Annotated in this window: 21 protein-coding genes; 14 read left to right on the forward strand and 7 right to left on the reverse strand. The window is 68.0% G+C overall.

What is annotated here, in order from left to right; all coding sequences use genetic code 11:
- Positions 1-37 precede the first annotated feature (37 nt).
- The 11 genes from AC04MD_RS03055 to AC04MD_RS03105 all read left to right on the forward strand — a co-directional run bounded on the left by AC04MD_RS03055 (position 38) and on the right by AC04MD_RS03105 (position 9,834).
- Complete coding sequence (locus AC04MD_RS03055; RefSeq protein WP_475495845.1) at positions 38-364, forward strand: YerC/YecD family TrpR-related protein; 327 nt, start codon at positions 38-40, stop codon at positions 362-364.
- Between the two features lie 8 nt (positions 365-372).
- The gene (hisG, locus tag AC04MD_RS03060) at positions 373-1,287 is read left to right on the forward strand and encodes an ATP phosphoribosyltransferase (RefSeq protein WP_475495846.1); all 915 of its coding nucleotides are present in this window, start codon (positions 373-375) and stop codon (positions 1,285-1,287) included.
- A complete protein-coding gene (gene hisD, locus AC04MD_RS03065; protein ID WP_475495847.1) occupies positions 1,284-2,597 on the forward strand; it encodes a histidinol dehydrogenase in 1,314 nt (437 codons plus the stop codon). The genes hisG and hisD overlap by 4 nt, the downstream gene beginning before the upstream one ends.
- The gene (gene hisC / locus AC04MD_RS03070; RefSeq protein WP_475495848.1) at positions 2,594-3,736 is read left to right on the forward strand and encodes a histidinol-phosphate transaminase; all 1,143 of its coding nucleotides are present in this window, start codon (positions 2,594-2,596) and stop codon (positions 3,734-3,736) included. The genes hisD and hisC overlap by 4 nt, the downstream gene beginning before the upstream one ends.
- A complete protein-coding gene (gene hisB, locus AC04MD_RS03075) occupies positions 3,733-4,806 on the forward strand; it encodes a bifunctional histidinol-phosphatase/imidazoleglycerol-phosphate dehydratase HisB (protein ID WP_475495849.1) in 1,074 nt (357 codons plus the stop codon). Before hisC ends, hisB begins: the two co-directional genes overlap by 4 nt.
- Positions 4,806-5,405 (forward strand): imidazole glycerol phosphate synthase subunit HisH, encoded by a 600-nt coding sequence (gene hisH / locus AC04MD_RS03080; RefSeq protein WP_475495850.1) that lies wholly within the window; start codon positions 4,806-4,808, stop codon positions 5,403-5,405. The genes hisB and hisH overlap by 1 nt, the downstream gene beginning before the upstream one ends.
- Positions 5,402-6,139 carry a 1-(5-phosphoribosyl)-5-[(5-phosphoribosylamino)methylideneamino]imidazole-4-carboxamide isomerase gene (gene hisA, locus AC04MD_RS03085; RefSeq protein ID WP_475495851.1) on the forward strand — a complete coding sequence of 246 codons (738 nt, stop codon included), beginning with the start codon at positions 5,402-5,404 and terminating at the stop codon, positions 6,137-6,139. The genes hisH and hisA overlap by 4 nt, the downstream gene beginning before the upstream one ends.
- On the forward strand, positions 6,133-6,909 hold the full coding sequence (gene hisF / locus AC04MD_RS03090; RefSeq protein ID WP_475495852.1) for an imidazole glycerol phosphate synthase subunit HisF: 777 nt from the start codon (positions 6,133-6,135) through the stop codon (positions 6,907-6,909). Before hisA ends, hisF begins: the two co-directional genes overlap by 7 nt.
- A complete protein-coding gene (gene hisIE, locus AC04MD_RS03095) occupies positions 6,899-7,522 on the forward strand; it encodes a bifunctional phosphoribosyl-AMP cyclohydrolase/phosphoribosyl-ATP diphosphatase HisIE (RefSeq protein WP_475495853.1) in 624 nt (207 codons plus the stop codon). Before hisF ends, hisIE begins: the two co-directional genes overlap by 11 nt.
- Positions 7,523-7,666: 144 nt before the next feature.
- Positions 7,667-9,250 carry a calcineurin-like phosphoesterase C-terminal domain-containing protein gene (locus tag AC04MD_RS03100; protein ID WP_475495854.1) on the forward strand — a complete coding sequence of 528 codons (1,584 nt, stop codon included), beginning with the start codon at positions 7,667-7,669 and terminating at the stop codon, positions 9,248-9,250.
- 2 nt (positions 9,251-9,252) lie between these two features.
- Positions 9,253-9,834 (forward strand): YdeI/OmpD-associated family protein, encoded by a 582-nt coding sequence (locus AC04MD_RS03105; protein WP_475495855.1) that lies wholly within the window; start codon positions 9,253-9,255, stop codon positions 9,832-9,834.
- Positions 9,835-9,998: 164 nt separating this feature from the next.
- Here the strand turns inward: AC04MD_RS03105 and yddG are convergent, their stop codons facing one another.
- The 4 genes from yddG to AC04MD_RS03125 all read right to left on the reverse strand — a co-directional run bounded on the left by yddG (position 9,999) and on the right by AC04MD_RS03125 (position 12,915).
- Entirely contained in the window at positions 9,999-10,880 is an 882-nt protein-coding gene (gene yddG, locus AC04MD_RS03110) for an aromatic amino acid exporter YddG (RefSeq protein WP_475495856.1), read from the reverse strand.
- A complete protein-coding gene (gene mtnC, locus AC04MD_RS03115; protein ID WP_475495857.1) occupies positions 10,877-11,581 on the reverse strand; it encodes an acireductone synthase in 705 nt (234 codons plus the stop codon). The genes yddG and mtnC overlap by 4 nt, the downstream gene beginning before the upstream one ends.
- Positions 11,582-11,616: 35 nt before the next feature.
- On the reverse strand, positions 11,617-12,177 hold the full coding sequence (locus AC04MD_RS03120) for a 1,2-dihydroxy-3-keto-5-methylthiopentene dioxygenase (protein ID WP_475495858.1): 561 nt from the start codon (positions 12,175-12,177) through the stop codon (positions 11,617-11,619).
- A 96-nt stretch (positions 12,178-12,273) separates the two neighbouring features.
- Positions 12,274-12,915, reverse strand: coding sequence for a methylthioribulose 1-phosphate dehydratase (locus AC04MD_RS03125; RefSeq protein WP_475495859.1), 642 nt, complete (start codon positions 12,913-12,915; stop codon positions 12,274-12,276).
- A gap of 111 nt (positions 12,916-13,026) precedes the next feature.
- On the opposite strand from AC04MD_RS03125, the gene AC04MD_RS03130 reads away from it, so the two are divergent.
- A complete protein-coding gene (locus tag AC04MD_RS03130) occupies positions 13,027-13,356 on the forward strand; it encodes a high-potential iron-sulfur protein (RefSeq protein ID WP_475495860.1) in 330 nt (109 codons plus the stop codon).
- A 58-nt stretch (positions 13,357-13,414) separates the two neighbouring features.
- Here AC04MD_RS03130 and AC04MD_RS03135 read toward each other — a convergent pair whose 3' ends face one another.
- A complete protein-coding gene (locus AC04MD_RS03135; protein ID WP_475495861.1) occupies positions 13,415-14,845 on the reverse strand; it encodes an amino acid permease in 1,431 nt (476 codons plus the stop codon).
- 74 nt (positions 14,846-14,919) lie between these two features.
- Positions 14,920-16,410: an amino acid permease gene (locus AC04MD_RS03140; protein ID WP_475496163.1), complete on the reverse strand. Its 1,491-nt coding sequence runs from the start codon at positions 16,408-16,410 to the stop codon at positions 14,920-14,922.
- A gap of 186 nt (positions 16,411-16,596) precedes the next feature.
- Here AC04MD_RS03140 and AC04MD_RS03145 point away from each other — a divergent pair, with 186 nt between their 5' ends.
- Complete coding sequence (locus tag AC04MD_RS03145) at positions 16,597-17,166, forward strand: NUDIX hydrolase (RefSeq protein WP_475495862.1); 570 nt, start codon at positions 16,597-16,599, stop codon at positions 17,164-17,166.
- Between the two features lie 127 nt (positions 17,167-17,293).
- Here the strand turns inward: AC04MD_RS03145 and serA are convergent, their stop codons facing one another.
- Complete coding sequence (gene serA / locus AC04MD_RS03150) at positions 17,294-18,535, reverse strand: phosphoglycerate dehydrogenase (RefSeq protein WP_475495863.1); 1,242 nt, start codon at positions 18,533-18,535, stop codon at positions 17,294-17,296.
- Between the two features lie 192 nt (positions 18,536-18,727).
- Between serA and AC04MD_RS03155 the strand changes: the two genes are divergently transcribed.
- Positions 18,728-20,116, forward strand: coding sequence for an FAD-binding oxidoreductase (locus AC04MD_RS03155; RefSeq protein WP_475495864.1), 1,389 nt, complete (start codon positions 18,728-18,730; stop codon positions 20,114-20,116).
- Positions 20,117-20,204 lie beyond the last annotated feature (88 nt).

Here is a 20,204-nt window from a genome sequence, read left to right on the forward strand (position 1 = left end):
TGTACTAGCGCATTAATACATTGGATATCCGGTCTGCATGAAGCGCCGTTCCGCCCACGAAGACACCGACGCCGCCAGCGGCCCACTGCAGGCGCTTTCCGAAGCGCTGGCCGCGCTGGGGCAGGCGGATGAGGTGCGTGCGTTCCTGGAAGACCTTTGCACCCCGGCGGAACTGGAAGCGATGTCCGACCGCTGGCGGGTGGTGCCGTTGCTGCTGAAGGGCGTGCCGTACCGCGAGATCCACGACCTGACCCAGGTCAGCGTGACCACCATCGGCCGTGTCGCCCGCACGCTGGAGCGCGGGGCCGGTGGCTACGCCGCCGCCGTCCAGCGCCAGCAGGCGACGGCCTCCGCTTCCCACTGAGTTCCCCCATGAGTCCCTCCCTGACCCCCGCGACGCGCGAGCGTCTGCGCATCGCCATCCAGAAGAGCGGGCGGCTGGCCGAGCCGGCGCGCACGCTGCTCGCAGCCTGCGGCCTGAGCTGGCGCGAGAGCCGCGACAAGCTGTTCTGCTACGGCGAATCCCTGCCGGTCGACCTGCTGCTGGTGCGCGACGACGACATCCCCGGCCTGATCGCCGATGGCGTCTGCGATTTCGGCATCGTCGGCCGCAACGAACTCGACGAACAGGCCGGCGAACGCGCACTCAATGGTCTCCCTGCGGCCTACCGCGAATTGCGCCCGCTCGGGTTCGGCAGCTGCCGGTTGATGCTGGCGATCCCCGACAGCTGGGAATGGACCGGACCCGAACAGCTGCAGGGCTTGCGCATCGCCACCAGCTATCCGTCCGTCCTGCGGCAGTGGCTGCAGGCGCGAGGCATCGACGCGGCAGTGGTCGAGCTGTCGGGCTCCGTCGAGATCGCACCGAAGCTGGGCACTGCCGACCTGATCTGCGATCTGGTCTCGAGTGGCGCCACGCTGGCGGCGAACCAACTGAAGCCAGTGGAAACCCTGCTCGACAGCGAAGCCGTCCTGGCCGGCCCCGCGCGCGAGTTCGACGATGCCCGCGCCGGCCTCGCCGACATGCTGCTGCGCCGGCTCGATGGCGTGCTGAAGCTCAAGGACAGCAAGCTGCTGATGTTCCGCGCCGAGCGCGACACCGTACCGGCGTTGTCGCGCCTGCTGACCGACAGCGAAGGGCTGGTCACGCTGCCGGGCGGCGAGGACGGTCCGCTCTCGCTGCAGGCGATGTGCCACGGCGCGGTCACCTGGCAGCGGCTGGAGGAACTGCAGCGTGCCGGCGCCCAGGGCCTGATGGTGTTGTCGGTCGAGAGGTCGCTGGCATGACCGCATCGCCTGCTCCCGTGTACGACTGGGATTCCCTGGATGACGCCGCGCGGGCCTCGCTGCTCGCCCGGCCCGCGCAGACCGTCGCGCAGCGCACGCACGATGCCGTGGCCGGCCTGCTGGCCGAGGTGCAGGCGCGCGGAGACGCGGCGCTGCGGGAGGTCACCGCGCGCTTCGATGGCGTGGAACTGGCCGCCTTCGAGGTCGGCGAAGAGGAATTCGCCGCCGCGCACGCCGCCGTGCCGGCCGATCTGCGCCAGGCGATGCAGGACGCCGCCGAGCGCATCGAAGCGTTCCACCGCGCCGGCATGGCGCAGCCGTACGCGGTCGAGACCGCACCGGGCGTGGTCTGCGAGCGGATGATCCTGCCGATCCCGCGCGTGGGCCTGTACGTGCCGGCCGGCAGCGCGCCGCTGCCGTCGACCGCGCTGATGCTGGGCGTGCCATCGCGCCTGGCCGGCTGCCGCGACGTGGTGCTGTGCACGCCGCCGCGGAAGGACGGTACCGCCGATCCTGCGGTGCTGGTGGCCGCCCAGCTCACCGGCGTGCGCCGCGTGTTCAAGCTCGGCGGCGCGCAGGCGATCGCCGCGATGGCCTTCGGCACCGAGAGCGTGCCGGCCTGCGACAAGCTGTTCGGCCCTGGGAATAGCTATGTGACCGAAGCCAAGCGGCAGGTCGCGCAGGCCGGCGCCGCCGCCATCGACATGCCGGCCGGTCCCTCGGAGGTGCTGGTGATCGCCGATGCCGGCGCGGATGCCGCGTTCGTTGCCGCCGACTTGCTGTCGCAGGCCGAGCACGGTCCGGATTCGCAGGTGCTGCTGCTGTCCGACGACGACGGCTTGATCGAGCGCGTGCAGGCCGAACTGGCGACGCAACTCGCCGCGCTGGACCGCGCCGACATCGCACGGCAGGCGCTGTCGGCATCGCGGCTGGTCAAGGTCGCCACGCTCGACGACGCCTTCGCCATCAGCAACCGTTATGCGCCGGAGCACCTGATCGTGGCCCTGCGCGAGCCACGTGCCTGGCTGGGCAAGGTGGAGGCGGCCGGTTCGGTGTTCCTGGGCGATTACACGCCGGAAGCGCTGGGCGACTACTGCAGCGGCACCAACCATGTGTTGCCCACCAGCGGCGCGGCTCGCGCGTACAGCGGGGTCAGCGTGGCCAGTTTCCAGAATTTCGTCAGCGTGCAGTCGGCCAGCCGCGCCGGGATCGCCGCCATCGGCAACTGCGCACTGACGCTGGCGCGCGCCGAAGGCCTGGATGCGCACGCCAACGCCGTCGCGCTGCGCCTGCGCAAGGCGGCCGCATGAGCGCCGTGCTCTCCCTCGTCCGTCCGGACCTGCGCGGGTTCGCCGGTTACAAGTCCGCGCGCAGCGAAGCGCTGGAGGGCGATGTGTGGTTGAACGCCAACGAGTCCGCCTGGGCCAATCCGGCCGACGGGCAGGGCCGCAGCCGCCGCTATCCCGATCCGCAGCCGCCGGCATTGCGCGCACGGCTGGCGCAGCTCTACGGCGTGGTGCCGGAACAGGTGCTGGTCGGACGCGGCAGCGATGAAGGCATCGACCTGCTGGTCCGCGCGCTGTGCGTGCCGGGGCAGGATGCCATCGTGGTGACGCCGCCGGTGTTCGGCATGTATGCCGTCTGCGCGCGCCTGCAGGGCGCACGCATCATCGACGTGCCGCTGGTGGACGGCGAAGCGGGCCTGGTCGCCGATCTCGACGCGATCCGCGAGGCCGCACTGGCGCAGGGCGCGAAGCTGGTGTTCCTGTGCTCACCGTCGAACCCGGCCGGATCGGCCATCCCGCTCGACGCCATCGCTGCCTTGGCGAAGGCGTTGGAGGGTCAGGCATTGGTGGTGGTGGATGAAGCCTACGGCGAATTCGCCGACGTTCCGTCCGCGACTACGTTGCTGGACACACAGGCGAACGTGGCGGTGCTGCGCACGCTGTCCAAGGCGCACGCACTGGCCGCCGCGCGCATCGGGGTGGTGATCGGCGATGCCGACCTGATCGCCGTACTGCAGCGCTGCCAGGCCCCGTATCCGGTACCGACGCCGTGCGCCGACCTGGCGCTCGACGGTCTGTCCGATGTCGCACTGGCGCAGACTCGGGAACGCGTGGCGCTGGTACGCAGCGAGCGCGAACGGCTGCTGGCCGCGCTGCAGCGGACCGCAGGTGTCCGCCGTGTGTATCCGTCGCAGGGCAACTACCTGCTGGCGCGCTTCGACGATGCAGAGCGGGCCTTCCTCACGCTGCTCGCTGCCGGCGTCGTGGTCCGCGACCAGCGCGCCGCGCCGCAGCTGGGCGATGCGCTGCGCATCACCGTCGGCTCGCCGGCCCAGAACGACCGCGTCATCGCGGCCCTGAACGAAGATGTTGTAGGAGGGGCTTCAGCCCCGACCGTCACTGTCATCGGGGCTGAAGCCCCTCCTACAGAAGCTATTTCATGACCCCCATTCTTTTCATCGACCGCGACGGCACGCTGATCGAGGAGCCCGAAGACTTCCAGATCGATGCGTACGAGAAGGTGCGCTTCGTCGCCGGCGTCATCCCGGCGCTGCTGAAGCTGCGCGACGCCGGTTACCAGTTCGTCATCGTCAGCAACCAGGACGGACTGGGCAGCGACCAGTATCCGCGCGCCAGTTTCGACGGTCCGCAGGCGCTGATGATGCAGGTGTTCGAAAGCCAGGGCATCCGCTTCCGCGACGTGCTGATCGACGAGAGCTGGCCGCACGAGAACAAGCCAACGCGCAAGCCGGGCATCGGCCTGATGGTGCCCTACCTGCAGGACCGCAGGATCGACTGGGCGCGCTCGGGCATGGTCGGCGACCGGCCGACCGACATTCAGTTCGCCGACAACCTGAAGATTCGCGGCTTCCAGCTGAAGACCGCGCAGTTCGGTGGTGAGTGGGACTGGGCGGGCATCGCGCACGAGCTGGCGGATGCGCCGCGCCGCGCGGTGGTCCAGCGCAACACCAAGGAAACGAAGATCCGCGTCGAGGTGGACCTCGACCGGGTCGCCGAGCCGGTCGCGAAGACCGGTCTGCCGTTCTTCGACCACATGCTGGAACAGATCGGCAAGCATGGCGGCTTTGCGCTGGACGTGCGCGCCGACGGCGACCTGCACATCGACGAGCACCACACCGTCGAGGACACCGGCCTGGCGCTGGGCCAGGCATTGAAGGAAGCGCTGGGCGACAAGCGCGGCATCGGTCGCTACGGCTTCACCCTGCCGATGGACGAGACGCTGGCCAGGGCCGCGCTGGATTTCAGCGGCCGGCCGTACTTCGTCTTCAGTGGCGAATTCAAGCGCGAACGTGTCGGCGACCTGCCCACCGAACTGGTGCCGCACTTCTTCCGCTCGCTCTGCGACGCGTCCGGCCTGAATCTCAACCTGAAGGTGGAGGGCGACAACGACCACCACAAGGTCGAGGCCAGCTTCAAGGCGCTGGCGCGTGCGTTGCGCCAGGCGGTGAAGCGCGAGGGCGCGGAACTGCCCACGACGAAGGGCGCGTTGTGATGAAGGTGGTCCTGGTCGATGCAGGTGGCTCCAACATCGGGTCGGTGCGTTATGCGCTGCAGCGTCTTGGCGTGGACGCGGAGCTGACGGGCGATGCCGCGACGATCCGCAGCGCCGACCGGGTGATCCTGCCCGGCGTTGGCGCGGCCGCCGTGTGCATGGCGCGCCTCAACGAGCTGGATCTGGTCGATACGCTGCGCACACTCGACAAGCCGCTGCTGGGCGTCTGCGTCGGTGTGCAGCTGCTGTTCGCGCACTCGGAGGAAGACGACACGCCCTGCCTGGGTTTGTTGCACGGGCGCGTGCGCAAGCTGCCGGCCTCGGCCGGCATCCGTGTGCCGCACATGGGCTGGAATACCTTGCAGCGGCAACGCGACAGCTCGCTGGTCGCGAGCATCGGCGAGGGCGACCATGCCTACTTCGTCCACAGCTATGCCGCGGCCGTCGACGACGACTGCCTGTGCAGCAGCGAACACGGCCAGCGCTTCGCCGCCGTGGTGCAGCGGGGCAATGTCGCCGGCGCGCAGTTCCATCCCGAGCGCTCGGGTGCCGTGGGGGCGCGACTGCTGAAGAACTTCATCGAGTACGGACTGCAATGACCGGTTTCATCGTGTATCCCGCCATCGACGTGCGCGACGGCCGTGTCGTGCGCCTGGCGCAGGGCGACTACGCGCGCGAGACGCGCTACGAAGGCGCACCGCTTGACGTCGCATCGCGCTATGCCGAGCAAGGCGCGGAATGGCTGCACCTGGTCGACCTGGACGCCGCCCGTGCCGGCGGCTATACGCTGGCGCCGCTGCTGGGCGAGATCGTACGCAGCACATCGCTGAAGGTGCAGACCGGTGGCGGCGTGCGTAAGCGGGACGACGTGGCGCGCATCCTCGATGCCGGCGCGGATCGCGTGGTCATCGGCTCCCTGTCGGTGCGCGAGCCCGACACCGTGCTGGCATGGTTGTCCGAGTTCGGCAGCGACCGCATCACCGTCGCCCTGGACACGCGCCGCGATGCGCACGGCACCTGGCGCCTGCCGGTGCACGGCTGGACCGAGACCGCGTCCGAAACGCTGGACGAACTCGCCGGCCGCTACGCGGCGGCCGGGCTGCGTCATCTGCTGTGCACCGACATCGCCCGCGACGGCATGCTGACCGGGCCCAACCTCGATCTGTATGCCCACCTGCGCGATACGGTGCCGGGCCTGTTGGTGCAGGCCTCGGGCGGCGTCAGCGTGGTCGGTGACGTCGATGGCGCGCGTGCGGCCGGATGCGCCGGCATCGTGCTGGGGCGCGCATTGCTGGAAGGCCGCTTCACGCTGCCGGAGGCGCTGGCATGCTGAGTCGGCGCATCATTCCATGCCTGGACGTGCGCGAAGGACGCGTCGTCAAGGGCGTGAAGTTCCGCGACCACGTCGATATGGGCGACATCGCCGACCTGGCGTTGCGCTACCGCGACGAAGGTGCGGACGAACTGGTGTTCTACGACATCAGTGCCAGCCCCGAGGGACGCTCGGTCGACTACGCCTGGATCGAGCGGGTATCGCGCCTGCTCGACATCCCGTTCTGCGTGGCCGGCGGCATCCGCGATGTCGATACCGCGCGACGCGTGCTCTACAGCGGGGCCGACAAGGTGTCGGTGAACACCCCGGCGCTCGAGCGCCCGGCGCTGATCGGCGAACTGGCCGAGGCGTTCGGCGTGCAGTGCGTGGTGGTCGGCGTCGACTCGATTCTCGAAGCGGACGGCGAGTGGCGCGTGCGCCGCTACACCGGCGATCCGTCGAAGATGCAGGGTGCCGGGTTGCGGACGCTGGACTGGGTCGCGCAGGCGCAGCGGCTGGGTGCCGGCGAGATCGTGCTGAACTGCATGGACCAGGACGGCGTCCGACGCGGCTACGATCTGGTGCAGCTCAGGGCGGTGCGCGCGCTGTGCGACGTGCCGTTGATCGCGTCCGGTGGCGCGGGCGAGGTGGAACACTTCACGGATGTGTTCGCCGAGACAGACGTGGACGGCGCACTGGCTGCCAGCGTGTTCCACAGTGGACACATCAGGATTCCCACGCTGAAGCGCGCGTTGGCAGGGCAGGGCATCGAGGTGCGACATGGCGACTGACAACCCATCATCCGGCTTCGATCCTTCCCGCCTGGACTGGGCCAAGGGCGATGGCCTGCTGCCGGTCGTGGTGCAGGATGCATCGAACCTGCGCGTGCTGATGCTGGGCTACATGAATCGCGAAGCGCTGGAGACGACGCTTGCCAGCCGCCGCGTGACCTTCTTCAGCCGCAGCAAGCAGCGCTTGTGGACCAAGGGCGAAAGCTCCGGTCATGTGCTGGAGCTCGTATCGGTCGATGCCGACTGCGACGACGACACGCTGCTGGTGCTGGCGTATCCGCACGGGCCCACCTGCCATCTGCAGCGGGCCAGTTGCTTCCCCTCGGCGCCCTCGGCGTTCCTGTCGGACCTGGACGCGTTGGTCGCGCAACGCGAGCGCGAGCGTCCTGCCGGCAGCTACACGACGCGCCTGTTCGAATCCGGCACGCGCCGGATCGCGCAGAAGGTGGGCGAGGAGGGCGTCGAGACCGCGCTGGCCGCGGTGGCCCAAGACGAAGCCGCGCTGCTGGGCGAGAGCGCCGACCTGCTGTACCACCTGACGGTGCTGCTGCGCGCACGCGGCCTGTCGCTGGCCGATGCCGTCGACGTGCTGCGCGAGCGCCACGGCGCGTAGGCATGCACACCGGCCGATTGTAGGAGCGCCCTGGGGCGCGATGCTCTCCGCGGCGGATGATGAAAAAGCAGCGCGCCCAAGGGCGCTCCTACAAGGCATCATCCCTACGCCATAATCCGGCGATCGCCCCCCGCTGGAATTCCCGTGCGCGCTTCGCTCATCGTCCTGCTGCTGGCCTGCCTGGCCGTTCCCGCCCATGCCTTGCCACCGCCGTGCAGCAGCGGCCAGGTCTTCGAGGACCGCGATGGCAGCGGAGTGCGCGACCGGGGCGAGCCCGGCATCCCGGGTGTCAAGGTCTCCGATGGCGTGCAGGTCGTCACCACCGACGCGCAGGGCGAGTACGACGTGCCGTACGAGGACGGACGCACGCTGTTCGTCATCAAACCCGCCGGGTACGACGTGTCGGTGCGGCCGGACGGCATGCCGGCGTTCTGGCGCAACCGCCAGTACCACGCTGGACCTCCGCTCACGTTCGGCGGCGTCCCGCAGCGGCAACCGGATTGCACGCATTTCGCGCTGCGGAAGAAAAGCACGAGTGCGGCTGAGGGGACATTCGATGCACTGCTGCTCGCCGACAGCCAGACGGCCTCGGTGCAGGACGTGGACTACTACTGGCGCGACATCGTACAACCGCTCATCGGCAGGCATGGCGCATCGCTGGGGCTGACGCTGGGCGATATCGTCAACGACGACCTGGCCCTGTATCCCGACCTCCTGCGCACGACGATGAGCCTGCAGGTGCCGTGGCTGTTCATTCCCGGCAACCATGATCTGGATTTCGATGCGGCCAGCGACGAGGATTCGCTGCGCACCTTTCGTCACCATCTAGGTCCGGACACCTTCGCCTGGGAAGAGGAGGCGGTGACCTTCATCGGACTGGACGACATCATCTACCGGCCCGGCAAGTCGCCGTCCTACCTCGGCGGACTGCGCGAGGACCAGTTCGCCTTCCTGCAGGCCTACCTGCCGACGGTCCGCAAGGACCGCTTGCTGGTGATCGGCGTGCATATCCCGTTCTTCGAAGAGGGCGCGCGTGGATTCCGCGTCGCGGATCGCGAGCGGCTGTTCGCGCTGCTGGAGGATTTTCCGAGCGTGCTGCTGCTCAGCGGGCACACCCACACGCAGCGGCACTGGTACCACGATGCCGCCACCGGCTGGCACGGCAAGCGGCCGTTGCACGAGTACAACGTCGGTGCGGCCTGCGGTGCGTACTGGTCCGGCATCAAGGATGCGCAGGGTATTCCGGCCAGCACCATGGCCGACGGTACACCGAACGGCTACGCGCGCTTGCGCGTGAGGAAGGGCGGCGAGTACGCGCTCTCGTGGCATGCGGCGCGCGCGAATGACGACAGCGGCATCGGCCTGCATGCGCCGAAGGTCCTGCGCAAGGGGGCGTACCCGGCCTGGGGCATCTACGCGAACGTCTACATGGGCGAGGCGGACACGCGGGTCGAGTTCCGTGTCGACGGTGGCGAGTGGAAGGCGATGAAGCGCGTCGAGCAGCCCGATCCGTCGCTGCTGGTCGAGAACATGCGCGACGACCTGGCCGACAACCTGCGTGGTTACGACCGTTCCCCCGAAGCCAAACCGTCGCATCACCTGTGGCGGGGCGCGCTGCCCACCGATCTGGCCGAGGGCGAGCATCGCGTGGAGGTGCGTGCCTTCGACCGCTGGCGGGGTGAACAGACTGCGCATACCACCTACCGCCTGCAGACCGCGGAGCCTTGAGCATGGCTACGCCCGAACTCCCGACCGAACACTTCGCCGACGCCGCAGCGTGGGAGCATTGGCTGGAGCGTCATCCGCAGTCGTCCGGGGTGTGGCTGAAGATCGCCAAGAAGGGCGCCGGCATTCCGTCGGTGACCTACGCCGAGGCGCTCGATGTTGCGCTGTGCCATGGCTGGATCGACGGACAGAAGAAAGGCTTCGATGCCCAGTTCTTCCTGCAGCGCTTCACCCCGCGTCGCGCGCGCAGCACCTGGTCGAAGATCAATGTGGCCAAGATCGATATGTTGACGGCGGCTGGCCGCATGCGGCCGGCGGGCCTGCGCGAAGTCGAAGCGGCGAAGTCGGACGGACGCTGGGACGCGGCCTACGACGGCGCCAGGTCGATGGACGTGCCGCCGGAACTGGCGAAGGTGCTGGCCTTGGCCAAGAACCGCAAGGCCAAGGTCTTCTTCGATGCTCTGGACAAGACCAACCGCTACGCCGTGTGCTGGCGCGTGCAGACTGCGGTCAAGCCGGAAACGAAACTGGCGCGCGTGGAGAAGCTGGTCGCGATGCTCGCGCGGGGCGAGAAGATCCACGATTGAGCCGCAGAAGCGGATACGCCTCCCGATGGGAGGCGTCCTGGAACCCGGCGTGCGCGCGAAGGCTGGCGGGCGAGGTCCACGTGGCGGGCTGGCGAAGGGCTGGCTGGCGACGTGGTGCGCAGTCTAGGCAATCGCGCGGCGCCGTGTAGAAACGCGAATTGCTCTCATCGTGAGGTACGGCTGGAGCGGACACTAAGCCACGCGCCGCCCAGCAACAACGCGATCGCCAGCGCCTGTATCCAGTGCGCCTGGGCGCGACCCGATGCCACCAGCAGCAGGGTGGACAGCAACGGCGCCAGATAGGAGAGGCTGCCCAGCAGCGCGATGTCGCCGCGCTTGGTGCCGTGATCCCACAGCCAGAACGCGGCGCCCACCGGCCCGATGCCCATCAGCGCCAGCACGACCCACTGGCCCGCGGTCGGCACGACGGTCTGCTCACTGAGCAGGTGCGCGATCGTGCCCAGCACGGCGACGCCCGCACAGCCGACGGTGATCGCGGCAGTGGGCACGTCGGCGTAGCGGCGGTTGAGCACCGAATAGAGCGACCAGATCAGCGCCGCGCCCAGCGCCGCCAGATATCCCGGTACGTGCGCCGGCTCGACCTGCAGGCCCCGTCCGCGGGTGACCAGCAGGACGGCGGCGACCAGCCCCAGGGCAGTGCCCAGCCATTGGCCCGGCCGTACCGCGACACCGCCGAAAAGGCCCGCGAACACGACGATCAGCAGCGGCCACAGGTAGTTGAGCAGGTTGGCTTCCACCGCCGGCGCGCGTTTCAGCGCGATGAAGTAGAGCGCGTGGTAACCGAACAGCGCGAGCGTCGACAGCGCGAGCGCAGGCAGCGGCTGGCGGAGCTCACGCCAGCCCGCAGCGCCGCGCAGCGTGGCGCGGACCAGTCCGAGGATGGCGGCGACGCCGAATCCGATCGCCAGCACCTGGAACGGCGGCAGGTTGCCCGTGGCCGTGGTCAGCAGCGCGAGCGACGACCACAGCAGGATCGCGACCAGCCCGATCAGCGTGGCCCGTCGCTGCGCGGCGGCGCCGTTCACGCGGTAGGCAGCGGAATGTCGGCGAAGGACGCGACGCGTGCGTGCCCGCGCGATGCGTCGCCGGTCCGCGGCTGCGGGTAGTCGTCGAGCCGGTCCACCAGCTGCGTCTGCAGGCCGGCCTCGCGCGCGGCGTCCAGTTCCTCGACGACGTCGGACAGGAACAGGATGCGCTCAGGTGCGATGCCGATGCGGTCCGCGATCGTGCGGTAGCTGCCGGCCTCGCGCTTGCCGCCGATCTCGGTGTCGAACCAGCCGGAGATCAGCGGCGTCAGGTCGCCGGCGTCGCTGTGGCCGAAGAACAGCTTCTGCGCCGGCACCGAGCCGGACGAATACACGTAGAGCGGATAGCCCTGCGCATGCCACTCGCGCAGCACGGGTGCGGCGTCGGGGTAGATGTGCGCGGTGAAATCGGCATCGCGGTAGCCGGCTTCCCAGATCAGGCCCTGCAACGCCTTCAGCGCCGTGTGCTTGCGATCCTGGTCGATCCAGCCCTGCAGCGTCTCGACGATGACATCGTCGCTGCAGATGCTGCCGTGCTCGGTGGCCACCTGGTCCAGCCAGCGGCGGACCTCCGGTGCCTGGCCGTGCTCGCGCACGAAGCCTGGCAGGGCGCGGCGCGCGTAGGGGAACAGCACGTCCTTGACGAACGAGATGCTGCTGGTGGTGCCTTCGATATCGGTGAGGATGGCGGAAACGGGCATTGCGCGGATTCGTCGGAGAGGGAGAATGCGCGGGCTCAGTGCCCGTCGGTCAGGCCTTCGTAGCGCGGGAATTCCTGCGCCAGCGTGGTGCCGGTGAAGTGGCCCACCCAGCCGTCCGGCTCGGTGAAGAAGCGGATGGCGACGAAGCTCGGTTCCGGCCCCATGTCGAACCAGTGCAGCGTGCTGTCGGGCACGCCGATCAGGTCGTCCTGCACGCACTCGATCTCGTAGACCTTGTCGGCCACGTGCAGCGTGAACAGGCCCGAGCCGGCGACGAAGAAGCGCACTTCGTCTTCCTTGTGGTAGTGCTCGTCGAGGAACTTGGCGCGCATCGCCTCGCGCTGCGGGTTGTCCGGCGCGATGCTGACGACGTCGACGGTCTTGAAGCCGCGCTCGGCGACCAGCCGGTCGATGTCCACGCGGTAGGCATCGATCACGTCTTCCGCCGGCGCGCCGGGCGCGATCGCCTTGGTGGCTTTCCAGCGCTCGAACGTCACGCCGATCTTCTTCAGCTCGGTGGCGATGAAGTCGGGATCGTAGCTGGCGAACTCCGGCGTGGCCGGGTCGGATTCACGGAAGATGCGCAGGCGGCTCATGGCGGTGTGGCGTGAGGCGGCGAGGGGGTTGGTAGGGTACCAGACCCGTCCGCGCGGCCTGTTGCGGAAACGGAACGCTGCGATAACCCCTGGTTATCAGCGGCGGCAGCCGAGCTTGCGCAGCTCCAGTTCGGTGGCGAACAGGAACTCGAAGGCTTCCAGGTGGCGGCGCGCCTCGGCCATCGTGCGGCCCCACGCGTACAGGCCATGGCCATCGATCAGATAGCCCCACAGCGGCTGGCGGTCGAGCAGGGCATCCACCTGCGCGGCCAGGGTCGGCATGTCCTGGGTGTTGGCGAATACCGGCACGTCGATGGCCATCTCGTGCGTGCTGTTGCCGTGGAAGGCCTTCAGCAGTTCGAAGCCTTCCAGGCGGACGTGGCCGGCACCGGCGAACAGGCGCGACGCCACGGTCTGCACCAGCGAATGGGTATGCAGCACGCAGCCGATCTCGGGGTAGCGGCGATACAGCTGCGTGTGCAGCAACGTTTCCGCCGACGGGCGGTGGTCGCTGCCGACGGCCTTGCCGTCGAAGTCCACCACCATGATGTCGGCTTCCACCAGCCGCCCCTTGTCGCGGCCGGAGACGGTGATGGCGGCATGCCGTTCGTCCAGCCGCTGCGAGAAATTGCTGCTGGTGGCCGGCGTCCAGCCCAGCTGCGCCAGCTCGCGCACGTTGGAGATGATGGACTGCGCGCGGTCGCGCAACTGGTCGGCGTCGTAGGGCAGGGCGTTCATACCGCTCATTCTAGCGGAAGGACCGCGGCGCCCTGGTCGATTGATCCAGCGCAATGCGGCCGCGGGTCGCCGCGCGGAGACTGGCGACTCCCTTCCGCAAGTACCCAGCCGATGAGCCACGATGCCTCCCGCCGCCGCTTCCTGACCACCACCCTGACCGCCGCGGCCGTAGCGCCGCTGGCCTGGCACAGCCTGCGTGCCGACGCCGCCGCACCGGCCGCGTTGCCGAAGCTGGATGCCGCCAATCCCACCGCCAAGGCGCTGGCCTATACCGACAATGCGGCGACCGCCAAGCATCCCAAGCACAAGGCGGGCGACCATTGCGCGAACTGCAATTTCTTCAAGGCCGCCGCGGGACAGGCCTACGGCCCCTGCACGCTGTTCCCGAAGAACACGGTGGCCGCGGCTGGATGGTGCAGCGCCTGGGCCAGGAAGCCCTGACAGGACTTGCAAAAAAAGCGCGGCCAGGGCCGCGCTTTTTCTAACTCCGGAGCCGGATTCAGCGCTTGCCGCGCAGGCGGCTGTGGCGGAAGCCGTAACCGAAGTAGACGAGGAAGCCGACCGCCGTCCAGACCGCCATCAGCATCCAGTTGTGGGCCGTCATCGCCGACAGCAGCGCCAGGCAGCTCAGCACGCCGAGCGTGCAGACCAGCCACGCCATCGGGATGCGGAACGGCCGCGGCAGGTCGGGCTGCGTGCGGCGGAGGACCAGCACGCCGACGCAGACCGAGGCGAAGGCGATCAGCGTGCCCATCGAGGTCAGTTCGCCCAGCACGTCAAGCGGGAAGAGCGCCGCCAGCAGGGCGATGCCGACGCCGGTGATGACCGTGTTGATGTGCGGCGTGCGGTATTCCGGATGGATCTTGGTGAACACCGGCGGCAGCAGGCCGTCGCGGCCCATGATCATGAAGATGCGCGGCTGGCCGATGATCATCACCAGCACGACCGACGACAGGCCGATCAGCGCGCCGATCTCCACGGTCACGCGCAACCAGCCGAGCTGGGGATGCGCCGCGACCGCGGTCACCACGGGTTCCGCGGTGCCCAGTGCGGTGTAGGGCACCAGGCCCGTCATCACCGCCGCCATGGCGATGTACAACACGGTGCAGATCGCCAGCGAGGCCAGCATGCCGATCGGCAGGTCCTTCTGCGGGCGATGCGATTCCTGCGCCGCCACAGAGACCGCTTCGAAGCCGATGTAGGCGAAGAACACCATCGCCGCGCCGCGCAGGACGCCGTCCCAGCCGAACTTGCCGGGGCCTTCGTTGGCGGGGATGAAGGGCTGCCAGTTGGAGGGATCGACGTACTGCCAGCCGGCGACGATGACCAGCACGATCAGGCCGGTCTTCAGCACCACCATCGCCATGTTCATCGCCGACGACTTGCGGATACCGACGTAGCAGAGCCAGGTCAGCAGAAGCACGATCGCTGCGGCGGGAAGATTGGCGATCGCACCGGTGGGGCGCAGCTGCGCGTCCAGTGGCGCGCTGACCAGTGCCTGCGGCAGGTAGATGTTGAAGTGCTCGAGCAGACTCAGGAAATAGCCGGTCCAGCTGACCGCGACCGCCGAGGCGGAGACGCCGTATTCCAGCACCAGCATCCAGCCGATGAACCAGGCGGCCAGTTCGCCCAGCGTGGCGTAGGTATAGGTGTAGGCACTGCCGGAGACCGGCACCATCGCGGCGAATTCGGCGTAGGCCAGCGCGCAGAAGGTGCAGCACAGGGCGGCCAGCACGAACGACAGCATGATCGCCGGGCCGGCATGGTTGGCCGCGGCCTGGCCGGTGATGACGAAGATGCCGCCGCCGATCACCGCGCCGATGCCGAGTGCGGTCAGGCCCCAGGGGCCTAGCGTGCGGCGCAGGCTGAGGCCTTCGGCGTCGTCGTGGGCGGCGTGGGGGTGTTTGGTGGCCAGGAGCTGTCGGAGCATCGTGCTGATCTCAGGACGTAATCGATGGGTACAACCAAAAAGGCCGGCGGTGCGTCCGCCGGCCTTGAAGAGGATCAGGCCTTCTGCCTGAGCTTGCTGTTGCGGAAGCCGTAGGCGAAGTAGATCAGTTGGCCCAGCACGGTCCAGCCCACGAATATCTGCCAGTGCTCCATGAACGACTGCATGAACAGGAACAAGCAGGCGAACACGCCAAGCGGACAGATCAGCCAGAACAGCGGCACGCGGAACGGACGGCTGAGGTCGGGACGCGTGAAGCGAAGCACCAGAACGCCAAGGCACACGGTGGCGAAAGCCAGTAGGGTGCCCATCGACACCAGTTCGCCCAGTACGCTCAACGGCATGAAGCCGGCCAGCAGGCACGCCAGCACGCCGACGATGATCGTGCCGACATAAGGGGTGTGGAACTTCGGATGAACCTTGCCGAACAGGCGCGGCAGCAGCCCGTCCCGGGACATCGAATAGAAGATGCGAGGCTGCGCCATCAGCATGACCAGGATCACCGACGACAGGCCGGCAATGGCGCCGATTTCCACGGCGGTCTTCAGCCAGCCGACGCTGGCGCCCGGATCTGCCTTCAGCACTTCTTCCAGCGCGGTGGCGACCGGCTTCGCGGTTCCCAGAAGGCTATAGTTGGTCATGCCGGTCAGTACCGCGCAGACCGCGATGTAGATGACGGTGCAGATGGCCAGCGAACCCAGGATGCCCTTGGGCATGTCGCGCTGGGGATTCTTTGCTTCACCGGCCGCCGTCGAAACGGCGTCGAAGCCGATGTAAGCGAAGAACACGATGGTCGCGGCGCGGAACACGCCATCCATGCCGAACTGCCCGGGGCCGGTGTTCTCAGGGATGAAGGGAGTCCAGTTGGCCGGATCGACGTATTGGACACCGAAGCCCAGGAAAGCGGCGATCACCACCACCTTGATCGCCACGATGATCGCGTTGACGAAGGCGGATTGGGTGATGCCGACATAGCACAGGCCACTGACAGCCGCGACGATCAACACGGCGGGCAGGTTGATGATGCCGTTGGTGGCGACGAACCCGCCGTCTGCCCAGGTAATCGGCGCGGTGGCGAGTTGTTCGGGGAAGGGTACGCCGAGCGTCGAGGTTAGGAAGCTGACCAGATAGCCGGACCAGCCCACCGCGACAGTGGAAGACGCGAACAGGTACTCGAGCACCAGGCACCAGCCGATGAACCAGGCGACGGCCTCGCCGAGGGTGGCATATGAGTACGAATAGGCACTGCCGGAGACCGGCATCATTGAAGCGAATTCGGCGTAGCAAAGGCCCGCCATGGCGCAGGCGAAGCCAGCAATCACGAAGCTCAACATGATCGCCGGACCGGCGTGGTTGGCCGCGGCCTGGCCGGTCAGCACGAAGATGCCCGCGCCGATCACCGCGCCCACGCCCAGCATCACCAGATGCTTGGCCGTCAGTGTCCGTTTCAGGGTGGCTTCGCCGTCCAGGCTGCCTTCAAAGGGTTCACCCGCATCGACGTGGCCTGCCGGTGCGACCGGCTTGACCCTGAACAGAGCTTTGAGCATTCGCTTCGCCCCCCTGGAGGCTGTTGAGTAGGCGGAAAGCCCGCCTGAAAAGATGGAAACCGTCATCACGGCGGCTCCACGGAAGGCCGTACCTTGCCAAAGCGGCCCGGCGATCACAAGCGCGGTTGCAGCATGACGGGCGATAATCCGGCGCCCGCCTTCGCACCCCCAGGTAAAAACCGCGCCATGTCAGCCGCTTACGCCGCCCTTCGCGACCAGATCACCGCCTATGCACGGCAGTGGCCCGCCGAACGCGAGGTGGCGGAACAATTCCTGGCGTTGCTGGACGACCCGGCCAACCCGTTCGTCCGCGAACGGCTGGAGGGACATCTGACCGGCGGCGTGTGGCTGGTCAGCGGCGATGGCAGGCGCATCCTGATGACCCATCACCGCAAGCTCGACCGCTGGTTGCAACTGGGCGGCCATGCCGATGGCGACACCGACATGGCGCAGGTGGCGTTGAAGGAGGCGGTGGAGGAGTCCGGCCTGTCAGACCTGTCAGTCGAGGGGGCGATCTTCGACCTGGACCGTCACTGGATTCCCGAGCGCAAAGACGTTCCCGGCCACTGGCACTACGACATGCGCTACGTGATCCGGGCCAACGGCAGCGAGGACTATGTGGTCAGCGAAGAATCGCTGGACCTGGCCTGGCGCGAGATCGCGCCGATGGTCGACGATGCCGATGCGTCGATCAGACGCATGGCCCGCAAGTGGCTGGCGATGCAGGCCCTCGCGGGCGAGGATCCCGCTCTGTAGGAGCGCCCCATGGGCGCGATGCTGCTGCAGGCGGATGTGGAATAGCATCGCGGGCACGGCCCGCTCCTACAGTCGCCTGCGCGACGAAACTCAGGAGCGCCAGCCTTGCCACGCCAATGCTTCCTGCTCAGTACAGCACGCGCACGCGCAACGTCCCCTCGATCGCCGCCATCGCGTCGCGCAGGCTCGCCGTCTGCTCTTCGTCGGCGGTCACGTCGATGACCACGTAGCCGACCTTAGGATCGGTGCGCAGGAACTGGCCGTCGATGTTGATGCCGCGGTCGCGGAAGATGTCGTTGATCTGCGACAGCACGCCCGGCACATTGCGGTGGATGTGCAGGATGCGGCGGCTGCCGTCGTGGCCGGGCAGGGTGACCTCGGGGAAGTTCACCGACGACAGCGTGCTGCCGTTGTCGCTGTAGCGCACCAGCTTGGCCGCGACTTCGATGCCGATGTTGTCCTGCGCTTCCAGCGTGCTGCCGCCCACGTGCGGGGTGAGGATCACGTTGTCGAGGCCGCGCAACGGCGATTCGAATGCATCGGCATTGCCCTTGGGCTCCACCGGGAACACGTCCACCGCCGCGCCGCCCACCTGGCCCGACCGCAGTGCTTCGGCCAGCGCGTCGATGTCGACCACGGTGCCTCGCGAGGCGTTGATGACGTGTGCGCCGCGCTTCAGCTTCGCGATCTGCGCCTCGCCGAACATGTCCTTGGTCGCGGCCGTTTCCGGCACGTGCAGCGTCACCACGTCGCTCTGCGCCAGCAGGTCGTCCAGGCTCACGGCCGCGCGCGCATTGCCCAGCGACAGCTTGGTCTCGATGTCGTGGAAAAGCACCTGCATGCCCAGTGCTTCGGCCAGCACGCCGACCTGGGTGCCGATGTGGCCGTAGCCGATGATGCCCAGCGTTTTGCCGCGCACCTCGTGGCTGCCGGCGGCCGACTTGCTCCAGCCGCCGCGGTGGCATTCGGCGTTCTTCTGCGGAATGCCGCGCATCAGCAGGATGGCCTGCGCGACCACCAGTTCGGCCACGCTGCGGGTATTGGAGTAGGGCGCGTTGAACACCGGGATGCCGGCCAGTTCCGCCGCGTCCAGGTCCACCTGGTTGGTGCCGATGCAGAAACAGCCCACCGCGATCAGCCGGCGCGCCTGCGCCAGCACGTCCTCGCTCAGGTGGGTGCGTGAGCGGATGCCGACGATGTGCGCGTCGGCGATGCGGCGCTTGAGTTCGTCTTCCGGCAGCGACTTCTCGTGCAGTTCGATCTGCGTATAGCCCGCCGCGCGGAACGTTTCGACCGCTGTCTGACTGACCCCTTCCAGCAACAGCACGCGGATGTCCTGCTTCGGGTACGAGGTCTTCTTGATCGACATTGCGGGAAGGGTCGCAGCGGAGGGGAAAGGGCCGTCACTATGCCAGATGGGCGACGTCGATGGTGCGGCGCGCCATGGAAAGCTCGGTTGCTGTTTTCCGGCTTGGTTGCCCATGAAACCAAGGCCCGCATCGGCTGGACGCGCCCCTGCATCGCTGGCACGCTGGGCGCCCCCGAAAATCCTGCCCCCGCAATGAGCGATCCGCGCCTGGAAGCCCTGCAGCACGCCATCCCGGCACTGCGATTGAAGACCGATCCCGCCGACCTGGAGCACTACGGTCGCGACTGGACCCGCCGCTGGACGCCGTCGCCGCTCGCCATCGCGTTGCCGGCCACCGTGGACGAGGTGCAGGCGGTCGTGCGCTGGGCGAACGAACATCGCGTGGCGATCGTGCCGTCCGGTGGGCGCACCGGCCTGTCCGGCGGCGCGGTGGCGGCGAACGGCGAACTGGTACTGAGCCTGGAACGCATGAACCAGGCGCTCGACTTCAATGCCGTGGACCGCACGTTGACCGTGCAGGCCGGCATGCCGCTGGAGGCCGTGCACAACGCCGCGCGCGACCATGGCCTCGTCTATCCGGTGGATTTCGCCGCACGCGGCTCGTGCGCGATCGGCGGCAACATCGCCACCAATGCCGGCGGCATCCGCGTGATCCGCTATGGCAACACGCGCGAATGGATCGCCGGCCTGAAGGTCGTCACCGGCGCCGGCGACGTGCTGGAACTCAACAAGGCGCTGATCAAGAATTCCAGCGGCTACGACCTGCGCCACCTGTGGATCGGTTCGGAAGGCACGCTCGGCATCGTGGTCGAGGCCACCGTCCGGCTGACCGATCCGCCGCCGCCGACCAATGTCATGCTGCTGGCGCTGCCTTCGTTCGAAGTGCTGATGCAGGTGTTCGCCGCCTTCCGCGAACGCCTGCAACTGGAGGCGTTCGAGTTCTTCACCGACCGTGCCCTGCACCACGTGCTGGCGCACGGCGCGCAGAAGCCGTTCGACGAGGTGCACCCCTATTACGTGGTCACCGAGTTCGCGATCGGCGACGAGGCGAGGGAAGCCGCCGCGATGGCGGCGTTCGAGGCCTGCATGGAGCAGGGCTGGGTCAGCGACGGCGTGATCAGCCAGTCCGATGCCCAGGCCGCCCAGCTATGGCGCCTGCGCGAGGGCATCACCGAGTCGCTGGCGCGCTACGTGCCGTACAAGAACGACGTGTCGGTGCGCATCTCGGCGATGCCGGCGTTCCTGGCCGAAACGCAGGCGCTGCTCGGCGAGGCCTACCCGCAGTTCGAGGTGGTGTGGTTCGGCCATATCGGCGACGGCAACCTGCACATCAACGTGCTGAAGCCGGACGGCATGGAGAACGCGGAGTTCGTCACCCAGTGCGAGCAGGTCACCAAGCTGCTGGCGGCGTCGCTGCAGCGCCACCACGGCAGCATCTCCGCCGAGCACGGCATCGGGCTGGTGAAGAAGGGGTACCTGGAAAGTACGCGCAGCGCCGAGGAAGTCGCGGTCATGCGCGGCATCAAGCGGGTGCTCGATCCGAATGGTCTGATGAATCCGGGCAAGCTGTTCGACAGCTGACAATACGGCCGGATTCAGCCTCGCCATGCCGATTGCAGGTAGTCTTTGCGCACCGCGCCGATCACGGCGTTCCCCCGTGTGGAAATCT

The organism is Pseudoxanthomonas sp. LjRoot206, from assembly GCF_056175725.1.

What these genes read in the sequence shown, in the direction of transcription:
- AC04MD_RS03055 (WP_475495845.1), top strand. Translation starts at nt 38, where the DNA reads ATGAAGCGCCGTTCCGCCCACGAAGACACCGACGCCGCCAGCGGCCCA.
- hisG (WP_475495846.1), top strand. Translation starts at nt 373, where the DNA reads ATGAGTCCCTCCCTGACCCCCGCGACGCGCGAGCGTCTGCGCATCGCC.
- hisD (WP_475495847.1), top strand. Translation starts at nt 1,284, where the DNA reads ATGACCGCATCGCCTGCTCCCGTGTACGACTGGGATTCCCTGGATGAC.
- hisC (WP_475495848.1), top strand. Translation starts at nt 2,594, where the DNA reads ATGAGCGCCGTGCTCTCCCTCGTCCGTCCGGACCTGCGCGGGTTCGCC.
- hisB (WP_475495849.1), top strand. Translation starts at nt 3,733, where the DNA reads ATGACCCCCATTCTTTTCATCGACCGCGACGGCACGCTGATCGAGGAG.
- hisH (WP_475495850.1), top strand. Translation starts at nt 4,806, where the DNA reads ATGAAGGTGGTCCTGGTCGATGCAGGTGGCTCCAACATCGGGTCGGTG.
- hisA (WP_475495851.1), top strand. Translation starts at nt 5,402, where the DNA reads ATGACCGGTTTCATCGTGTATCCCGCCATCGACGTGCGCGACGGCCGT.
- hisF (WP_475495852.1), top strand. Translation starts at nt 6,133, where the DNA reads ATGCTGAGTCGGCGCATCATTCCATGCCTGGACGTGCGCGAAGGACGC.
- hisIE (WP_475495853.1), top strand. Translation starts at nt 6,899, where the DNA reads ATGGCGACTGACAACCCATCATCCGGCTTCGATCCTTCCCGCCTGGAC.
- AC04MD_RS03105 (WP_475495855.1), top strand. Translation starts at nt 9,253, where the DNA reads ATGGCTACGCCCGAACTCCCGACCGAACACTTCGCCGACGCCGCAGCG.
- mtnC (WP_475495857.1), bottom strand. Translation starts at nt 11,581, where the DNA reads ATGCCCGTTTCCGCCATCCTCACCGATATCGAAGGCACCACCAGCAGC.
- AC04MD_RS03120 (WP_475495858.1), bottom strand. Translation starts at nt 12,177, where the DNA reads ATGAGCCGCCTGCGCATCTTCCGTGAATCCGACCCGGCCACGCCGGAG.
- AC04MD_RS03125 (WP_475495859.1), bottom strand. Translation starts at nt 12,915, where the DNA reads ATGAACGCCCTGCCCTACGACGCCGACCAGTTGCGCGACCGCGCGCAG.
- AC04MD_RS03130 (WP_475495860.1), top strand. Translation starts at nt 13,027, where the DNA reads ATGAGCCACGATGCCTCCCGCCGCCGCTTCCTGACCACCACCCTGACC.
- AC04MD_RS03135 (WP_475495861.1), bottom strand. Translation starts at nt 14,845, where the DNA reads ATGCTCCGACAGCTCCTGGCCACCAAACACCCCCACGCCGCCCACGAC.
- AC04MD_RS03140 (WP_475496163.1), bottom strand. Translation starts at nt 16,410, where the DNA reads ATGCTCAAAGCTCTGTTCAGGGTCAAGCCGGTCGCACCGGCAGGCCAC.
- AC04MD_RS03145 (WP_475495862.1), top strand. Translation starts at nt 16,597, where the DNA reads ATGTCAGCCGCTTACGCCGCCCTTCGCGACCAGATCACCGCCTATGCA.
- serA (WP_475495863.1), bottom strand. Translation starts at nt 18,535, where the DNA reads ATGTCGATCAAGAAGACCTCGTACCCGAAGCAGGACATCCGCGTGCTG.
- AC04MD_RS03155 (WP_475495864.1), top strand. Translation starts at nt 18,728, where the DNA reads ATGAGCGATCCGCGCCTGGAAGCCCTGCAGCACGCCATCCCGGCACTG.